Source organism: Geodermatophilus sp. SYSU D00815 (genome assembly GCF_054050035.1).
In genome coordinates this window covers 1-15,321 of the sequence record NZ_JBJGYO010000046.1, presented here as the reverse complement: position 1 = coordinate 15,321, position 15,321 = coordinate 1, and the positions used below count along the sequence as shown (strand labels likewise).

13 protein-coding genes are annotated in these 15,321 nt (G+C 74.7%); 6 read left to right on the top strand and 7 right to left on the bottom strand.

What is annotated here, in order from left to right; all coding sequences use genetic code 11:
- Positions 1-169: 169 nt before the first annotated feature.
- From tatA to ACI78S_RS24420, 4 genes are read right to left on the bottom strand one after another with little or no spacing between them, the layout of a single operon-like run.
- A complete protein-coding gene (gene tatA / locus ACI78S_RS24435; protein WP_456977582.1) occupies positions 170-427 on the bottom strand; it encodes a Sec-independent protein translocase subunit TatA in 258 nt (85 codons plus the stop codon).
- Positions 428-458: 31 nt separating this feature from the next.
- Positions 459-1,364, bottom strand: a complete 906-nt coding sequence (locus ACI78S_RS24430; protein WP_456977581.1) for a carbohydrate ABC transporter permease — start codon at positions 1,362-1,364, stop codon at positions 459-461.
- A gap of 2 nt (positions 1,365-1,366) precedes the next feature.
- Positions 1,367-2,296 carry a carbohydrate ABC transporter permease gene (locus ACI78S_RS24425; RefSeq protein ID WP_456977580.1) on the bottom strand — a complete coding sequence of 310 codons (930 nt, stop codon included), beginning with the start codon at positions 2,294-2,296 and terminating at the stop codon, positions 1,367-1,369.
- A complete protein-coding gene (locus ACI78S_RS24420; protein WP_456977579.1) occupies positions 2,293-3,621 on the bottom strand; it encodes a substrate-binding domain-containing protein in 1,329 nt (442 codons plus the stop codon). The genes ACI78S_RS24425 and ACI78S_RS24420 overlap by 4 nt, the downstream gene beginning before the upstream one ends.
- Positions 3,622-3,948: 327 nt before the next feature.
- On the opposite strand from ACI78S_RS24420, the gene ACI78S_RS24415 reads away from it, so the two are divergent.
- The 3 genes from ACI78S_RS24415 to ACI78S_RS24405 are packed head-to-tail and all read left to right on the top strand — an operon-like array spanning position 3,949 to position 7,762.
- Positions 3,949-6,351, top strand: a complete 2,403-nt coding sequence (locus ACI78S_RS24415; protein WP_456977578.1) for a beta-xylosidase/alpha-l-arabinosidase — start codon at positions 3,949-3,951, stop codon at positions 6,349-6,351.
- The gene (locus tag ACI78S_RS24410) at positions 6,348-7,397 is read left to right on the top strand and encodes a substrate-binding domain-containing protein (RefSeq protein WP_456977577.1); all 1,050 of its coding nucleotides are present in this window, start codon (positions 6,348-6,350) and stop codon (positions 7,395-7,397) included. Before ACI78S_RS24415 ends, ACI78S_RS24410 begins: the two co-directional genes overlap by 4 nt.
- A 23-nt stretch (positions 7,398-7,420) precedes the next feature.
- Positions 7,421-7,762 carry a hypothetical protein gene (locus ACI78S_RS24405; RefSeq protein WP_456977576.1) on the top strand — a complete coding sequence of 114 codons (342 nt, stop codon included), beginning with the start codon at positions 7,421-7,423 and terminating at the stop codon, positions 7,760-7,762.
- 67 nt (positions 7,763-7,829) lie between these two features.
- On the opposite strand, the gene ACI78S_RS24400 is transcribed toward ACI78S_RS24405, so the two are convergent.
- Complete coding sequence (locus tag ACI78S_RS24400) at positions 7,830-8,978, bottom strand: MFS transporter (RefSeq protein ID WP_456977575.1); 1,149 nt, start codon at positions 8,976-8,978, stop codon at positions 7,830-7,832.
- A 23-nt stretch (positions 8,979-9,001) separates the two neighbouring features.
- Here ACI78S_RS24400 and ACI78S_RS24395 point away from each other — a divergent pair, with 23 nt between their 5' ends.
- Entirely contained in the window at positions 9,002-9,523 is a 522-nt protein-coding gene (locus ACI78S_RS24395) for a DUF488 domain-containing protein (RefSeq protein ID WP_456977574.1), read from the top strand.
- A 41-nt stretch (positions 9,524-9,564) separates the two neighbouring features.
- Here ACI78S_RS24395 and pruA read toward each other — a convergent pair whose 3' ends face one another.
- Entirely contained in the window at positions 9,565-11,190 is a 1,626-nt protein-coding gene (gene pruA, locus ACI78S_RS24390; RefSeq protein WP_456977573.1) for an L-glutamate gamma-semialdehyde dehydrogenase, read from the bottom strand.
- Positions 11,191-11,198: 8 nt separating this feature from the next.
- Positions 11,199-12,128: a proline dehydrogenase family protein gene (locus ACI78S_RS24385; RefSeq protein ID WP_456977572.1), complete on the bottom strand. Its 930-nt coding sequence runs from the start codon at positions 12,126-12,128 to the stop codon at positions 11,199-11,201.
- 107 nt (positions 12,129-12,235) lie between these two features.
- Between ACI78S_RS24385 and ACI78S_RS24380 the strand changes: the two genes are divergently transcribed.
- Both ACI78S_RS24380 and ACI78S_RS24375 read left to right on the top strand, forming a co-directional pair.
- On the top strand, positions 12,236-12,832 hold the full coding sequence (locus ACI78S_RS24380) for a biliverdin-producing heme oxygenase (protein ID WP_456977571.1): 597 nt from the start codon (positions 12,236-12,238) through the stop codon (positions 12,830-12,832).
- Positions 12,829-15,201 carry a SpoIIE family protein phosphatase gene (locus tag ACI78S_RS24375; RefSeq protein ID WP_456977570.1) on the top strand — a complete coding sequence of 791 codons (2,373 nt, stop codon included), beginning with the start codon at positions 12,829-12,831 and terminating at the stop codon, positions 15,199-15,201. Before ACI78S_RS24380 ends, ACI78S_RS24375 begins: the two co-directional genes overlap by 4 nt.
- Positions 15,202-15,321 lie beyond the last annotated feature (120 nt).

The following is a 15,321-nucleotide window of genomic DNA, read 5'->3' as shown; positions in this document are numbered from 1 at the left end:
CGTGCGAGTACCACCAGAACGCCACGGCCGTGCCGACCAGCAGCGCGAGCAGCGCCTTGGCGATGCGGTTGCGCAGCTCCTTGAGGTGCGCGATCAGCGTCATCGTCGCGGCCGGGTCCCGCGGCGCCCGGCGCCGCCGCACGGCCACTCCCCCGCCCCCGTGCCCCGGTCAGCGGCGGGGGTCGGGGACCGAGGCGCGGGCGGCCTCCGCCCGCGCCCGCGCCTCGGTGGCTCCGTCGACGATCTCGCCGACCACCACCGGACCGGCGGCGGGCGTGCGGTCGTCGTCCTTCATGCCCCGCATCTCGCCCTTGAAGATCCGCAGCGACCGGCCGAGGGCGCGCGAGGCGTCGGGCAGCTTCTTGTAGCCGAACAGCAGCAGGACGGCCAGGACGATCAGGCCGATCTCGACCGGACCCAGGTTCACGGGGACTCCTCGGGGAGGCGGGGGGAGGGTGTCACTTGCCGAAGCCGGCGGTGAGGCCGCTGAGCAGCTGGCGCCGGCCCAGCGCGTAGAGGACGACGATGGGCAGGGTCGTGAGGACGACCGACGCCGCGACGGCCGGCACGTTGACCCCGTACTGCCCCTGGAAGTTCGCCAGCGCCAGCGGCAGCGGCCGCTCGGAGGGGCTCTGGATGACGATCAGCGGCAGCAGGAAGTTGTTCCACACCGTCAGGCCCTGGTAGATGCCCACCGTCACCAGCGCGGGCTTGGTCAGCGGGAAGGCCAGGCGCCAGAGCATGGTCCACTCCCCCGCGCCGTCCATGCGCATCGACTCGAACAGCTCGCGCGGGACGTCGCGGATGAAGTTGCCCAGCACCAGCACCGACAGCGGGATGGCGAAGGCGATCGACGGCAGGATGATCGCCAGCAGGGTGTCGTACATCTGCAGCCGGATGATGATCAGGTAGATCGGGATGATCACCGCCTGCAGCGGGATGGCCAGCCCCATGAGGAACAGCGAGTTGCTCCACCGCAGGAACCGGCGGCCGGTGCCGCGCACGATCGCGTAGGCGGCCATGAACGAGATGGCCACCGCCGGGATCGTGGCCCCCAGCGTGACGATCACGCTGTTGACGAAGTACCGGGCGAAGTCGGCCTCGATGACGAACTGGTAGTTCTCCAGCGTCGGCGAGGCCGGCAGGAACGGGTTGCTCGTGAAGTAGTTGGCCCGCGTCTTGAAGCTCGTGACGACGATCCAGTAGATCGGCACGATCACGACGAGCAGCCACAGCCAGGCGAACCCGCCGCCGAGCCAGTTGCGCCGCTCCGTGCTCCCCGAGCCCGCGCGGCCGCCGCGCGCGCGGGGGCGGTCGGCGATCTCCGGAGCCCCGCCGGTCTCCGGTGCCATGACCGTCGCCATCGTCAGGCTCCTTCCAGCTGGCTCTCGTCGCCGCGCCCGCCGAGCCGCCGCAGCAGCAGGGCGATGGCGAGGCCGAGGAGGACGAGGACGACGGCGATCGCGCTGGCCGGGCCCATGAGGCTCGCCTGGAACCCGGTCCGGTACATCTCCAGGGCCAGCGACCGCGTCGCGTCGCCGGGGCCGCCCCCGGTGAGCACCCAGATCAGGTCGAAGAAGGTCAGCGACCCGACGACCATGAGCGTGGACGACGTGATGATCGTGTACTTCAGCTGCGGCAGCGTGATGCTGAAGAACTGCCGCACCCGGCCGGCGCCGTCGAGCTGCGCCGCCTCGTACATCGACTGCGGGATCTGCCGCACCGCGCCCTGGTAGATCAGCGTGTGGAACGGGATGAACTGCCAGGACACGACGAAGACGACGACGCCGAGCGCCAGACCGCCCTTGCCGAGCCAGTCCTGCTGCAGCAGCGGCACGCCCAGCCCCGCGCCGAGCCCGAAGTTGGGGTCGAGGAGGGCCTTGTAGGTGATGGCGATGGCGGCCGCGGACAGCAGCAGCGGGACGAAGAACAGCACCGCCAGGAACTCGCGGTACCGCTGGCGACCGGCCAGGAAGACGCCGATCAGGATGGACAGCGGCGTCTGGAACAGCCAGGACAGCGCCATGATCTCGAAGGTGACCCACAGCGCGTGCGGCAGGCCGGGGTCGGTGAGCACCGCCGTCCAGCTGTCGAACCCGCTGGGCACGATCGCACCGAGGCCGTCCCAGGTGGTGAAGCTCAGGCCGAGGACCCCCAGCAGGGGGACGACGCCGAAGCCCACGAACATGAGCAACGCCGGCAGCACCAGCCAACCCACCCGGCCGGAGCCGCCGACCGACGACGCGGACCGCGGGGTCCGCGTCGCCGGCACGGCGGGTGGTGCGATGACGGTCACTTGCCGATGACCGCGTTCATGTTGTCGGCGAACTGCTGCGGCGAGACGCTCAGCTGGAACAGGCCGGAGATGTTGTCCAGCAGGGTCTCCGCGGCCGTGGGCGAGAGCGCCTGGTCCCACGACTGGGCGAAGACGTTGGCGTTGCTCGCCGTGTCGTAGACGAAGCCGAGGAACTCGGCGTCCTCGCTCTCGCTGAGCTGGCTGTCGGAGCCGTTGACGATCGGCACGCCACCGGTGGCGATCCACTCGCCGACCTCTTCGTCCTGCAGCACGCCCTCGGCGAAGAACTTCTTGGCGAGGTCCTTCTGCTCCTCCGAGGCCGCCGCGTTGATCGACAGGTACTGGCCCGGGTTGCCCACCGTGTTGCTCGGGTCGCCGGCCCCGCCGTCGACCGGCGGGAAGTTCATCCAGCCGAGGTTGCCGCCGGTCACGAAGTCGCCGCCGTCGGTCTTCATGCTCGCGTAGGTCCACGAGCCGTGGAGCATCATCGCGGCCTTGTCGGTGTAGAGCAGGGCCTGGTCGGCGTTCTGGTCGGCCACGATCGAGGCGAAGCCGTCGATGAACCCGTTGGCCCGGATCAGGTCCTGGACCATGGTCAGCCCCTGGATGGCCGCCGGGTTGCTCCAGGCGTCCGGCTCGCCGTCGAAGACGGCCTGGAAGACCTCCGAGCCGCCGACCCGGTCGAAGGCGAACTCCAGCCACATCATGTTGGTCCACCGCGACTGCCCGGCCAGGGAGAACGGCGCGATGCCCGCCTGGTTGAACCGGGGGACGAGGTCCATGATGTCGCCCCAGGTCTGCGGGGGCTCGGCGCCGACCTGCTCGAAGAGGCGCTTGTTGTAGAAGAGCACGATCGGCTGCACGGTCTCGGCCGGCATCGCGTAGATCTTGCCGTCGATGGTCGCCGGGCCGAACGACGACGGGAACAGCCGGTCGCGGACGTCGGCGTTCTCGTCGAACCAGGACGTGAGGTCCTCGACCTGGCCGGCGTCGACCCAGCTCTTGAGGCCGCCGCCGCCCCAGCCCCAGATGATGGTCGGGCCCTCGCCGGCGCCGAGCGCCGTCCGGATGCGCGTCTTGTACGCGTCGTTCTGGAACGTCGTCGACGTGATCTGGGTGTCGGGGTTGGCGTCGTTGAAGCGGTCGACGGCGCCCTGGCGGATGTCCTCCTGCGGCTGGCCGCTGAGGAACCAGTAGGTGCCACCGCCCTCGCTGGCCTGGCCGGGCCCGGAGCTGCCGCAGGCGCTGAGCGCCAGCGCGCCGGCGGTGGCCGCCGACAGGCCGAGGAAGTTCCGCCGGGAGAGGGAGAATTGTCCGAAATCCACGCTGGTCTCCGTTGTCCAGAGGCCGCGGCTGCGGTGCGCCGCGGCGGATCGTCGCCTTCGTCGTGCGTTGAGGTCCGGGAGTGGTGGAAGCGCTCCCACAGCCGTACTACTGTGAGCACCACCACTCGAAGAGGATTGCGGCGCGGACGCTACTTTTCGGGGAGAGCGATGTCAACGGGGTGTTGTGCTATCGCTCACACTAGGCCACAGTAGGTGGCACTTCGTGGCTCGTGCCTGCGGCGATTCCCTCCGCTCTGCCCTCCGAAAGGGCAGTTTCGTGCCCGAAAAATCGAAAGTTATCGAACTGAGACATTCGGAGGAGCCACCGTGACGGCCACGGACCACCCTGACACCACCGCCCAGGTCGCCCCGTGGCACGACACGACCCTCCCGGTGGCCGACCGGGTCGAGCTGCTGCTCGCGCGGATGACGCTCGAGGAGAAGGTGGCGCAGCTCGGCAGCCGGTGGGTCGGCAACGACATGCAGGACGAGCCGACACCCGACGTCGAGGGGGAGGTGCTCAACGTCGCCCCCATGCAGGACGTCTTCGCCGCCTCCGGCACCACCCCGCTGGAGGAGGCGAGCCGGCACGGCCTGGGCCACCTCACCCGCGTCTACGGCAGCGCCCCGGTCACCGCGGCCGAGGGCGCGGCGGAGCTGGTCCGCCAGCAGCACGTCGTCCTCGCCAACTCGCGGCTGGGCATCCCCGCCCTGGTCCACGAGGAGTGCCTGACCGGCTTCACCGCCTTCCGCGCGACGGTCTACCCGGCCGCGATCGCCTGGGGCGCCACCTTCGACCCCGACCTGGTGGAGCGCATGGCCGCCGCGATCGGCCGGGACATGGCCGCCCTCGGCGTGCACCAGGGCCTCTCCCCCGTCCTCGACGTCGTCCGCGACTACCGGTGGGGTCGGGTCGAGGAGACCATGGGCGAGGACCCGCACCTGGTGTCGGTGCTGGGCACCGCGTACGTGCGCGGGCTGCAGAGCTCCGGCGTCCTGGCCACCCTCAAGCACTTCGCCGGGTACTCGGCCTCCCGCGCCGGGCGCAACCACGGTCCGGTCTCCATGGGCCGCCGCGAGCTGCTCGACGTCGTGCTCCCCCCGTTCGAGGCCGCGGTGACCCTCGGTGGCGTCGGCTCGGTGATGAACTCCTACTCCGACGTCGACGGCGTCCCGGCCGGCGCCGACCCCTGGCTGCTCACCGAGGTGCTGCGCGACGACTGGGGGTTCCGCGGCACCGTGGTCTCCGACTACTGGGCCGTGCCCTTCCTCGCCACCATGCACCGCGTCGCCGGCGACGCCGCGGGGGCCGGCGCGCTGGCCCTGGCCGCGGGCATCGACGTCGAGCTGCCCGACACCCTCGGCTACGGGGCCGGGCTGGTCGAGCAGGTCCGCCGGGGCGCGGTGCCGGAGGAGCTGGTCGACCGCGCCGCGCGCCGGGCGCTCACCCAGAAGGTCGAGCTGGGCCTGCTCGACCCGGGCTGGACCCCGGAGGGATCGGTCGCCGGGGCCGACGCCGTGGAGCTGGACTCCCCCGGCAACCGGGCGCTGGCCCGCGAGATCGCCGAGCGCTCGGTGGTGCTCCTCGACGCCGGGACCGCGCTGCCGCTGCTCGGCGCCGACCGCCCGCCGCTGCGCCGGGTCGCCGTCGTGGGGCCGTGCGCCGACGAGGCCCGCACCATGATGGGCTGCTACGCCTTCCCCAACCACGTGCTCCCCCGCCACCCCGGCTCGGGTCTCGGCATCGAGGTGCCGAGCGTCCTGCAGGCGCTGCGCGAGGAGCTCGCGGACGTCGAGGTCGTGCACGAGCAGGGCTGCCCGGTGCAGGCCGAGGACCGGTCCGGGTTCGCCGCGGCGGTCGAGGCCGCCCGCGGCGCCGACCTGTGCGTCGCCGTCGTCGGTGACCTCGCCGGGCTGTTCGGCCACGGCACCTCCGGCGAGGGCTGCGACGCCGACGACCTGCGGCTGCCGGGGGTGCAGGCCGACCTGCTCGCCGCGCTGCTGGACTCCGGCACGCCGGTGGTGGTGGTCGTGGTCTCCGGCCGCCCGTACGCGCTGGGCGAGGTGCACGGCCGGGCCGCCGGGCTGGTGCAGGCGTTCATGCCCGGAGAGGAGGGCGGGGCGGCGGTGGCCGGCGTCCTGTCGGGCCGGGTCTGCCCCGGCGGCAAGCTGCCGGTGCAGGTCCCGCGCCGCCCCGGCGGCCAGCCGGGCACCTACCTCCAGCCGCCGCTGGGGGGCGCGGAGAGCGCCGGCATCAGCAGCGTCGACTCCACCCCGCTCTTCCCGTTCGGCCACGGCGCCTCGTACACCACCTTCGAGGTCGACGACCTGCGGCTGAGCGCCGCCGAGGTGCCCACCGACGGCGCGTTCACCGCGTCGGTGCGGCTGCGCAACACCGGCGAGCGGGCCGGGGACGAGGTCGTCCAGCTGTACCTGTCGGACGTCGTCGCCTCGGTGGTCCGCCCGGTGAAGCAGCTGACCGGGTTCCGCCGCGTCTCCCTCGCCCCGGGCGAGGCCGTCGACGTGGAGTTCGAGGTGCACGCCGACCGCACCGCCTTCTCGGGCCGGGACCTGCGCCGCATCGTCGAGCCCGGGGACGTGGAGGTGCTCGTCGGCACCTCCTCGGCGTCGCTGCCGTGCCGCGCGACGGTGCGGCTGACCGGACCGGTGCGGGAGGTGGGCGCCGACCGGCGGCTGGTCACGCCGGTGACCGTGCGGGCCCGCCCGTGACCACGGCCCGGGAGGGGCGGGCGACGCTCGCCACGGTCGCCGCCGCCGCGGGCGTCTCGGTGGCGACCGTGTCCAAGGTGCTCAATGGCCGCAGCGACGTCGCACCGGCCACCCGCGGGCTCGTGCAGAGTCTGCTGGCCGAGTACGACTACGTCGGCCGCGGCGCCGACGCGGTGCGCCGGGCGGTGCCGACGGTGCGGCCCACGGTCGAGCTGGTGTACGCCGGCGACCTCAACGCCTACTCCACCGAGGTGCTGCAGGGCGTGCTCGACGCCGCCGGGATCATGGGGGTCGCGGTGGTCGTGAGCATGCGCAGGCCGGGGCAGCGCCGGTCGGAGACCGGCCGGCCGGCGGCGTGGGCCGGCGAGCTGGCCGCGGCCGGGCGGCGGGCGGTCATCGCCGTCGTCGACGAGCTGACCTCCGCCGACCTGACGGCGCTCTCGCGGGCCCGGCTGCCGCTGGTCGTCATCGACCCGGTGAACCTGCCGCACGCCGACGTCCCCAGCGTCGGGTCGACCAACTTCACCGGCGGCCTCTCGGCCACCCAGCACCTGCTCGGGCTCGGGCACCGCCGGATCGCCTACGTCGGCGGTCCGGTCACCTCGGCGTGCAACCAGGCCCGCCTCCACGGCTACCGGGCGGCGATGGACGCCGCGGGGGCGGCCGTGCCGCCCGAGTACGTGCGGTTCGGCGGGTTCCTGCACGCCGACGGGCTGGCCCAGGGCGGGGCGCTGCTCGACCTCCCCGAGCCGCCCACCGCGGTCTTCGCCGGCAGCGACGAGACGGCCGTGGGCGTGCTCGAGGCGGCCCGCGCGCGGGGGCTGCGCATCCCGGAGGACCTCAGCGTGGTGGGCTTCGACGACACGGCGGTCGCCCGGCTGTCCTCACCCGCCCTGACCACGGTGCGCCAGCCGCTGCAGGAGATGGGCCAGGTGGCCCTGCGGACGGCGATGCAGCTCGCCGACGGCGAGGCGATCGCCTCCCACCACGTCGAGCTGGCCACCGAGCTGGTCGTGCGGCAGTCGGCGGCCCCGGCGCCCGGCTGAGCGGCGCTGGCACAGTGGACGGGGTGAGCTCCTCCCCCGCCGAGGCCGGCCGCGCCCGCGCCGACGAGTACCTGCGCCTGCTGTCCGCCGAGGACCCCGCCGCCGACGAGCTGCTCGCCGGCCTGACCGAGGTCCGCGAGCTGGTCTTCGTCGGCGCCGGGCTGACCGCCGTCGCCCGGGCCCTGGGCCGCTCGCTGCCGCCGGCCCAGCGCGCCCAGGCCAGCACCCGCCAGCTGCGGCTCGGCCAGGTGCGCGACGCCAACCGCGACGACCCCGACGGGCTGCGGGTGTGGCTGCGGCGCTCCGCCGAGGAGGTGCTGTTCCTCCGGTCGCTGCGCGCCGCGGTGGACCGCGCGGCGGGTTGAGCCGGGCGGCCGCTCCCCGAGCCGGGCGGCCGTCTCCCCGAGCCGGGCGGCCGCTCCCCGAGCCGGGCTAGGTGCCGCGGGTGGCGGCGCGGGCCAGCGGCAGGCCGGCCACCAGCACGGCGCCGAGCAGCGCGTAGGTCCACGGCAGCCCGACCCAGGCGGCGACGAGACCCGGCAGCAGCGCACCGACGCCGGTGCCGCCGTCGAACGCGGCGTTCCAGAAGGCGCTCGCCGTGGTCGCGCCGTCGTCGCCGGCCCGCCGGAACGCCGCCAGCAGCGTGAGGTTCTGCGCCGCGCCGTAGCCGAGCCCGAAGACCGCGGCGCCGGCCAGCACCGTCGCCGTCCCCTGCTCCACCCCGAGGGCCAGGACGAGGAGGCCGACGGCCGAGGCCAGCACCGACACGGGCAGCAGCCCGCGGGTCCCGATCCGGTCGGCCAGCAGCCCGGCGCGCCAGCGGCTGACGGCGGCGGTGAGGTTCATCAGCAGCAGGGCGCCGGTGGCGATCAGCGCGTCCGGGCGCTCGATGGGCAGGAAGGTGACCACCGCTCCCCCGGCCGCGGTGACCGCGAACAGCAGAAGCGAGGGGACCAGGACCGCCCGGCGGGCGGCGCCCGGCGAGCCGGCCGCGCGCGCCGGGGCCGGTGCCGCCCGCACCAGCCGCGGCACGAGCGGCAGGGCCAGCACGGGGGCGGCGGCCAGCCAGGCCAGCCAGCCGGCGTGCCCGCCCAGCACCAGCGCCACCCCCAGGGGGACCGCGATCAGCTGCGGCACGGCGATGGCCAGGCCGTACAGCCCGATGGACTCCCCGCGCCGTTCCGGGGGCACGAGGAGCCCGGCGAGGGTCGAGCCGAGCACGGTGAGCACCGCGAAGCCGGCCCCGCGGACCGCCGAGATGCCGGCCAGCCAGGCCAGCGAGTCGCCCGCCGCGTAGAGCGGTGCCGGCGCCCCGAGCGCCACCAGCCCGGCGCCCAGCACCGGCCCGAGACCGAAGCGCGCGGTGAGCGCGGGCACCGCCATCTGCAGCGCGATGGTCACCAGCAGGAAGACCGTCGTGACCACGCCGGCGGAGGTGACCGACGCCCCGCCCGTGACGGCGTAGGCGGGCAGCGAGGCCAGCGTCAGGCAGAAGCTGAGGAAGCCCAGGGCCGTCGCCGCGATCAGCGCCCGCAGCGCCGGCGAGCGCCACAGCGACGTCCGCGTCCCCGTCCCGGTCACGGGGCACACGGTATGCAGGGGCGGTGCCCCTGCTCACCATCGGCCACGGCCCGGACGCCCGCGCCCGCCTCGGCGAGCGGCTCGTCGCGGCCGGCGTCGACCTGGTCGTCGACGTGCGGCGCTTCCCGGGCAGCCGGAGCAACCCCGACGTCCGCCGGGAGGCGCTGGCGGAGTGGCTGCCGCAGGCCGGAGTCGGCTACCGCTGGGAGGAGCGGCTCGGCGGCCGCCGCCGGCTGCCCCGGGGCGAGCCGGTTGCCGACGGCTGGTGGACCGACGCCGCCTTCGCCGCGTACGCCGCGCACACCCGCACCCCGGAGTTCGCCGCGGCGCTGGACGAGGTGCTCGGCGAGGCGGCCGGCGCCGCGGTGGCGGTCATGTGCAGCGAGAGCGTCTGGTGGCGCTGCCACCGGCGGCTGGTCGCCGACGTCGCCGTCCTCGGGCGAGGGGTGCCGGTGACCCACCTGATGCCCGACGGGCGCTCCGCCGGCCACCGCCCCGCCGACGGCGCCGTCGTCGGCGACGACGGCCTCGTCCGCTGGCCCTGACGGAGTGCCACGGCGCGGAGAACGCGCCCGTGGCGCTCCGATCAGCCCATGTGCGGGTAGCGGTGGTCGGTCGGCGGGACGAACGTCTCCTTGATCGAGCGGGTGGAGGTCCAGCGCAGCAGGTTCTGCGCCGCGCCGGCCTTGTCGTTGGTGCCCGACGCCCGCCCGCCGCCGAACGGCTGCTGCCCGACGACGGCGCCGGTGGGCTTGTCGTTGACGTAGAAGTTGCCGGCGGCGAAGCGCAGGAACCGCTCGGCGTGCGCGATGGCGGCCCGGTCCTGCGCGATCACCGACCCGGTGAGCGCGTAGGGCGCCACCGACTCCATCTGCGCGAGCACCGCCTCGTACCGGTCGTCGTCGTAGACGTGCACGGCCAGCACCGGGCCGAAGTACTCGGTGGTGAACACCTCGTGCCCGGGGTCGGTGCCCTCGACGATCGTCGGCCGCACGAAGAAGCCCTCGCTGTCGTCGACGGTCCCGCCGGCGACCACGGTCAGCGCCGGGTCGTTCTTGGCCGCGTCGAGCACCCGCGCGAGCTTGTCGAACGAGCGCCGGTCGATGACCGCGCCGAGGAAGTTCGCGAAGTCGGTGACGTCGCCCATGGGCAGCGCCTCGGTCTCGCCCACCAGGTCGTCGCGCAGCCGGGCCCAGACGCTGCGCGGCACGTACGCCCGCGACGCCGCCGAGCACTTCTGCCCCTGGTACTCGAAGGCGCCGCGGATCAGCGCGGTGCGCAGCACGTCGACGTCGGCCGAGGGGTGCGCGACGACGAAGTCCTTGCCGCCGGTCTCCCCCACGATCCGCGGGTAGGCGCGGTAGGAGGAGATGTTCTCCCCGACGGTGCGCCACAGGTGCTGGAACGTCGCCGTCGACCCGGTGAAGTGGATGCCCGCCAGGCCGCGGTCGGCGAGCACGACGTCGGAGACGGCGATCCCGTCGCCGGGCAGCATGTTGATCACCCCCGGCGGCAGCCCGGCCTCCTCCAGCAGCCGCAGGGTGAAGTGCGCCGCCAGCTGCTGCGTCGGCGACGGCTTCCAGATCACGGTGTTGCCCATGAGGGCCGGCGCCGTGGGCAGGTTGCCGGCGATCGCGGTGAAGTTGAACGGGGTGATCGCGTAGACGAAGCCCTCGAGCGGGCGGTGGTCCACCCGGTTCCACACGCCGGGCGAGGACACCGGCTGCTCCTCGAGCACCTGCCGCGCGAAGTGGACGTTCCAGCGCCAGAAGTCGATCAGCTCGCAGGCGCTGTCGATCTCGGCCTGGTAGGCGGTCTTGCTCTGGCCGAGCATCGTCGCGGCGTTCAGGGTCTGCCGCCACGGCCCGGCGAGCAGGTCGGCGGCCTTGAGGAACACCGCGGCCCGGTCGTCGAACGAGAGGGACCGCCAGGCCGGGGCCGCCTCGGCGGCGGCGAGGACCGCGTCCTCGGCGTCGGCGTGGGTGGCGTGCGCCGACCGGCCGAGGACGGCGGCGTGCCGGTGGGGCTGGACGACGGCGAACTCGGGCCCGCCGGGCATCCGCTCCTGCCCACCGATCGTGGCGGTCAGCTCGAAGGGGGCGTCGGCCAGCTCGGCCAGCCGCAGCTCCAGCGCCGCTCGCTCGGGCGAGCCGGGGGCGTAGCCGAGCACGGGCTCGTTGCGTGGTGGGGGTACGCGGGTGACGGCGTCCATGGCGGGTCTCAGCCTTTCGTCGCGAGGGAGCGCAGGAAGAAGCGGAGGTTCGCGGGGCGCTCGGCCAGCCGGCGCATGAAGTAGCCGTACCAGTCGACGCCGTAGGGCACGTAGGCGCGCACGCGCACCCCGGACGCGGCGAGCCGGCGCTGCTCGTCGGGGCGGATGCCGTAGAGCATCTGCACCTCCCACGAGTCGGCGCCGCGGCCGTGCTCGGCGGCCAGCCGCCGGGCGAGGTCCAGCATGCGCGGGTCGTGCGAGCCCACCATCGGGTAGCCGGGGCCGCGCACGAGCACGCCGAGGCAGCGGGCGTAGGCGGCGTCGACCTCGCGCCGGCTCTGGAACGCCACCTCCGGCGGCTCCCGGTAGGCGCCCTTGACCAGCCGCACCCGGGAGCCGGCCGTGGCCAGGGCGCGGGCGTCGTCCTCGGTGCGGCGGAGCATCGCCTGCAGCACGGCGCCGGTCCCGGGGTGCTCGCGGCGCAGCTCGGCGAGGACCGCGAGCGTGGAGTCGACGGTCGTCGACTCCTCCATGTCGAGGGTGACCGTGGTGCCCATCGCCGAGGCCGCGGCGACGACCGGCCGCACCAGCTCCAGCGCCAGGTCCCGCCCGCCCGGCAGCGCCTGGCCGAAGGCCGACAGCTTCACCGACACCTCGGCCGCCGGCCCCAGCCCCAGCCCGGCCAGCCCGTCGAGCGCGGCCAGGTAGGCGTCGCGGGAGCGCTTGGCCGCGGGCGGGTCGGGCACGTCCTCGCCCAGGTGGTCGAGGGTGACCATGATCCGGTCGGCGGCCAGCGCCCGGACGGCGGCCAGCGCCTGGTCCAGCGTCTCCCCCGCCACGAAGCGGTCGACCACCCGCCGGGTCGCGGGCGTGCGCAGGACGAGGCGTCGCAGCGCCGGCCGCCGCGAGGCCGCGAGCAGCGCTCTCTGCACCAGCACCGGCCACCTCCGCGGGAGAGACGACGTCCTCCCCCGACGCTAGGCATGCCGGGGGTCGCCTGCCAGGGCGAGGCGCGCGATTCGTTGCTCACCTAAACTTGCCGCCGATGGCTGCAGGAGGAGAGGCGCTGCCTCGCCACGGCGCCGACGTCCTGCGGACCCTGCGCACGGCGACCGCGCACGAGCACGAGCAGGTCGAGTCGGCGCTCGACCTGATGAGCCCTGCGCTGGACCGGGCGCGGCTGGCCGACGTCCTCGCCCGCCTGCACGCGTTCTGGCGGGCGGCGGAGGCCGGGCTCGACGACTGGGCCCAGCGCTCGCCGGCCGACGCCGCGGCGCTCGAGTGGCCCCGGCGCCGCCGGTCCGACCTCTTCGCCGCCGACCTCGCCGCGCTCGGCGCGCAGGCGGCCGCCGAGCTGCCCGAGCTGCCCCCGGTCGACGGGACCGACGACGCGCTGGGCCGCATGTACGTGCTCGAGGGGTCCACGCTCGGCGGCACGTTCATCGACCGCCACCTCGCCGCGCTGCCCGGCCTCGGCGTCCGGATCGGCGCGTTCTCGCCCTACGGCGCCGACACCGGCGCGATGTGGCACGCCTTCCGGCGGTTCACCCGCGAGCGCGCCGAGGACCCCGACCGCGTCGTCGCCGCCGCGGCCACCACCTTCCGGGCCCTCGCCGACTGGTGCGAGCCGGTGGCGGCGTGAGCGGGCAGGTGCCGGAGGTCGAGTGGCTCGCCCCCGGCACGCCGGTCGACCTCACCAACTGCGAGCGGGAGCCGATCCACGTCCCGGGCAGCATCCAGCCCCGCGGCGTCCTGCTCGCGGTCAGCGAACCGCACCTGGTCGTCCAGCAGGTCTCGGAGAACCTGGCGTCGCTGACCGGCGTCGCGCCGGGGGACGCGCTGGGCCGACCGCTGGCCGACGTCCTCGGCGTGGCCTGCGCCGACCTGGTGGCCCGGTCGGCGAGCGCCTTCGGCGACCTGCGCGAGCGCAACCCGGTGGAGCTGACCCTCGACGTCGACGGCAGCCCGGTGCCGGTCGACGCGATCCTGCACCGCGCGCTGATCACACCCGGCGACGCGCCGCTGCCCGGGCAGCCCTCCTCGCCGGTCGGCGGGGGCGGCGCCGACGCCGTCACCAGCCTGGTCGTCGAGCTGGAGCCGGCCCGGGGGCCGCGGCCGTTCTCCTTCCCGAACACCTACCAGGCCGTGCGAGGCACGGTCGGCGCGCTCAACCGGGCCAGCACGCTGCAGGAGCTCTACGACATCACCGCCCAGGCGGTGCGCTCCCTCACCGGGTTCGACCGGGTGATGGTCTACCGCTACGACGCCGACTACAACGGCGAGGTCGTCGCCGAGGCCAGGGCCGAGCACCTCAACTCCTTCCTCGGCCTGCACTACCCGGCCAGCGACATCCCGGCGCAGGCGCGGGCGCTGTACGAGAAGAACTGGATCCGGCTGATCTCCGACGTCGACTACGCGCCGGCGCGGCTGGTCCCGACCGAGCACCCCGGCAACGGCCGGCCGCTGGACCTCACGTTCTCGACGCTGCGCAGCGTCTCGCCGATCCACCTCGAGTACCTCAGGAACATGGGCGTGCGCGCCTCGATGTCGATCTCGCTGCTGCGCGACGACAGGTTGTGGGGCCTGATCGCCTGCCACCACTACGACGGCCCGCACGCCCCGCCGTACGCCACCCGGGCGGCGGCGGAGTTCCTCGGCTCGACCCTGTCGCTGCGGCTGGTCGACCGGGCGCAGGAGGAGGAGACGCAGCGGGCGCTGCAGGTGCGCTCCACGCTGGCCTGGCTCACCGCGGCCACCCTCGACGAGGACCGCCCGCTGGCCGACACGCTGCTCGGCGAGCCCGACCTGCTCGACCTGCTGCCCGCCGACGGCGTCGCCGTCCGGCTGCAGGGGCACTCCGGGACCCGCGGCGCCCCGCTGCCCGAGGGGCTGGCCGAGGCGGTCGCCGACTGGGCGGCCACCCGCGGCGCCGACGTCGTCACCACCGACGCGCTGGCCCAGGTGGCCCCCGAGCTCGGGGCGCCGCTGGACACCGCGTGCGGGGTGCTCGCCCTGCCGCTGCCGGAGGGGCAGCACGTCGTCTGGTTCCGCGGCGAGCAGGTGCGGCACGTCGACTGGGGCGGCGACCCGCACAACAAGGCGATCGCGCTGCGGGAGGGCGACGAGGTCCGGCTCTCCCCGCGCCGGTCGTTCGAGCGGTGGCGGGAGACGGTGCGCGGCCGCTCCGAGCCGTGGACCGGCCAGGAGATCGCCGAGGCGACCGAGCTGCGCACCCACCTGCTCGAGGCCCTCTACGCCCGCTCGCGCAGCATCGTGCGGGCCGCCGAGAGCCTGCAGCGCAGCCTGCTCACCGACCCGCCGCAGCCCGAGCACCTGCAGGTGGCCGTGCGCTACGTCCCCGCCGCCCGCGAGGCGCAGGTCGGCGGCGACTGGTACGACGTCTTCTCCCAGCCCGACGGCTCCACCGTGCTCGTCATCGGCGACGTCGCCGGCCACGACACCGAGGCGGCGGCGACGATGGCGCAGCTGCGCGGGCTGCTCCGCGGCATCGCCTACGACAGCGCGGCCGGCCCCGCGGCGGTCCTCGACCGGCTCGACGCCGCGATCGAGGGCCTGCAGCTGGGGGCGATGGCCACCGTGCTGGTGGGGCGGCTGTCCCCGGCCGGCGACGACGGCCGAACCCTGCTGCGCTGGTCCAGCGCCGGCCACCTCCCGCCGGTGGTGATCGGGCCGGACGGGGCGCAGCAGCTGCTCGACGGCACCGGGCTGATGCTCGGCGTCGACCCCGGGGCGCGCCGCCGCGACCGCGAGGACGTGCTCGAGCCGGGCACGACGGTGCTGCTCTACACCGACGGGCTGGTCGAGCGCCGCGACCAGGTGTTCGACGACGGCATCACCCGGCTGCAGCGGGCCCTGTCCGACCTGCGCGCGCGCCCGGTGGACGAGCTCAGCGACGCGCTGCTGGCCCGCCTGCTGCCCGAGGAGCGCGCCGAGGACGACGTCGCGCTCGTCGCCGTCCGCCTGCGCGAGCGGCAGGCGGACGGCGGCTAGGGAGTGTCTGGCGGATCATGGAATCCACGTGAGTAGCGCGGCGAGGTGGAGCGCGCCGGCGTAGTTGCGGGCGTGCTTGTCGTAGCGGGTGGCCAGGCCGCGCCACTGTTTGGCCTGGCA

Bases quoted from the DNA above. Each gene is read 5' to 3' on its own strand.
- ACI78S_RS24430 (WP_456977581.1), bottom strand. From the start codon at position 1,364: ATGGCGACGGTCATGGCACCGGAGACCGGCGGGGCTCCGGAGATCGCC.
- pruA (WP_456977573.1), bottom strand. From the start codon at position 11,190: ATGGACGCCGTCACCCGCGTACCCCCACCACGCAACGAGCCCGTGCTC.
- ACI78S_RS24380 (WP_456977571.1), top strand. From the start codon at position 12,236: ATGGCTGCAGGAGGAGAGGCGCTGCCTCGCCACGGCGCCGACGTCCTG.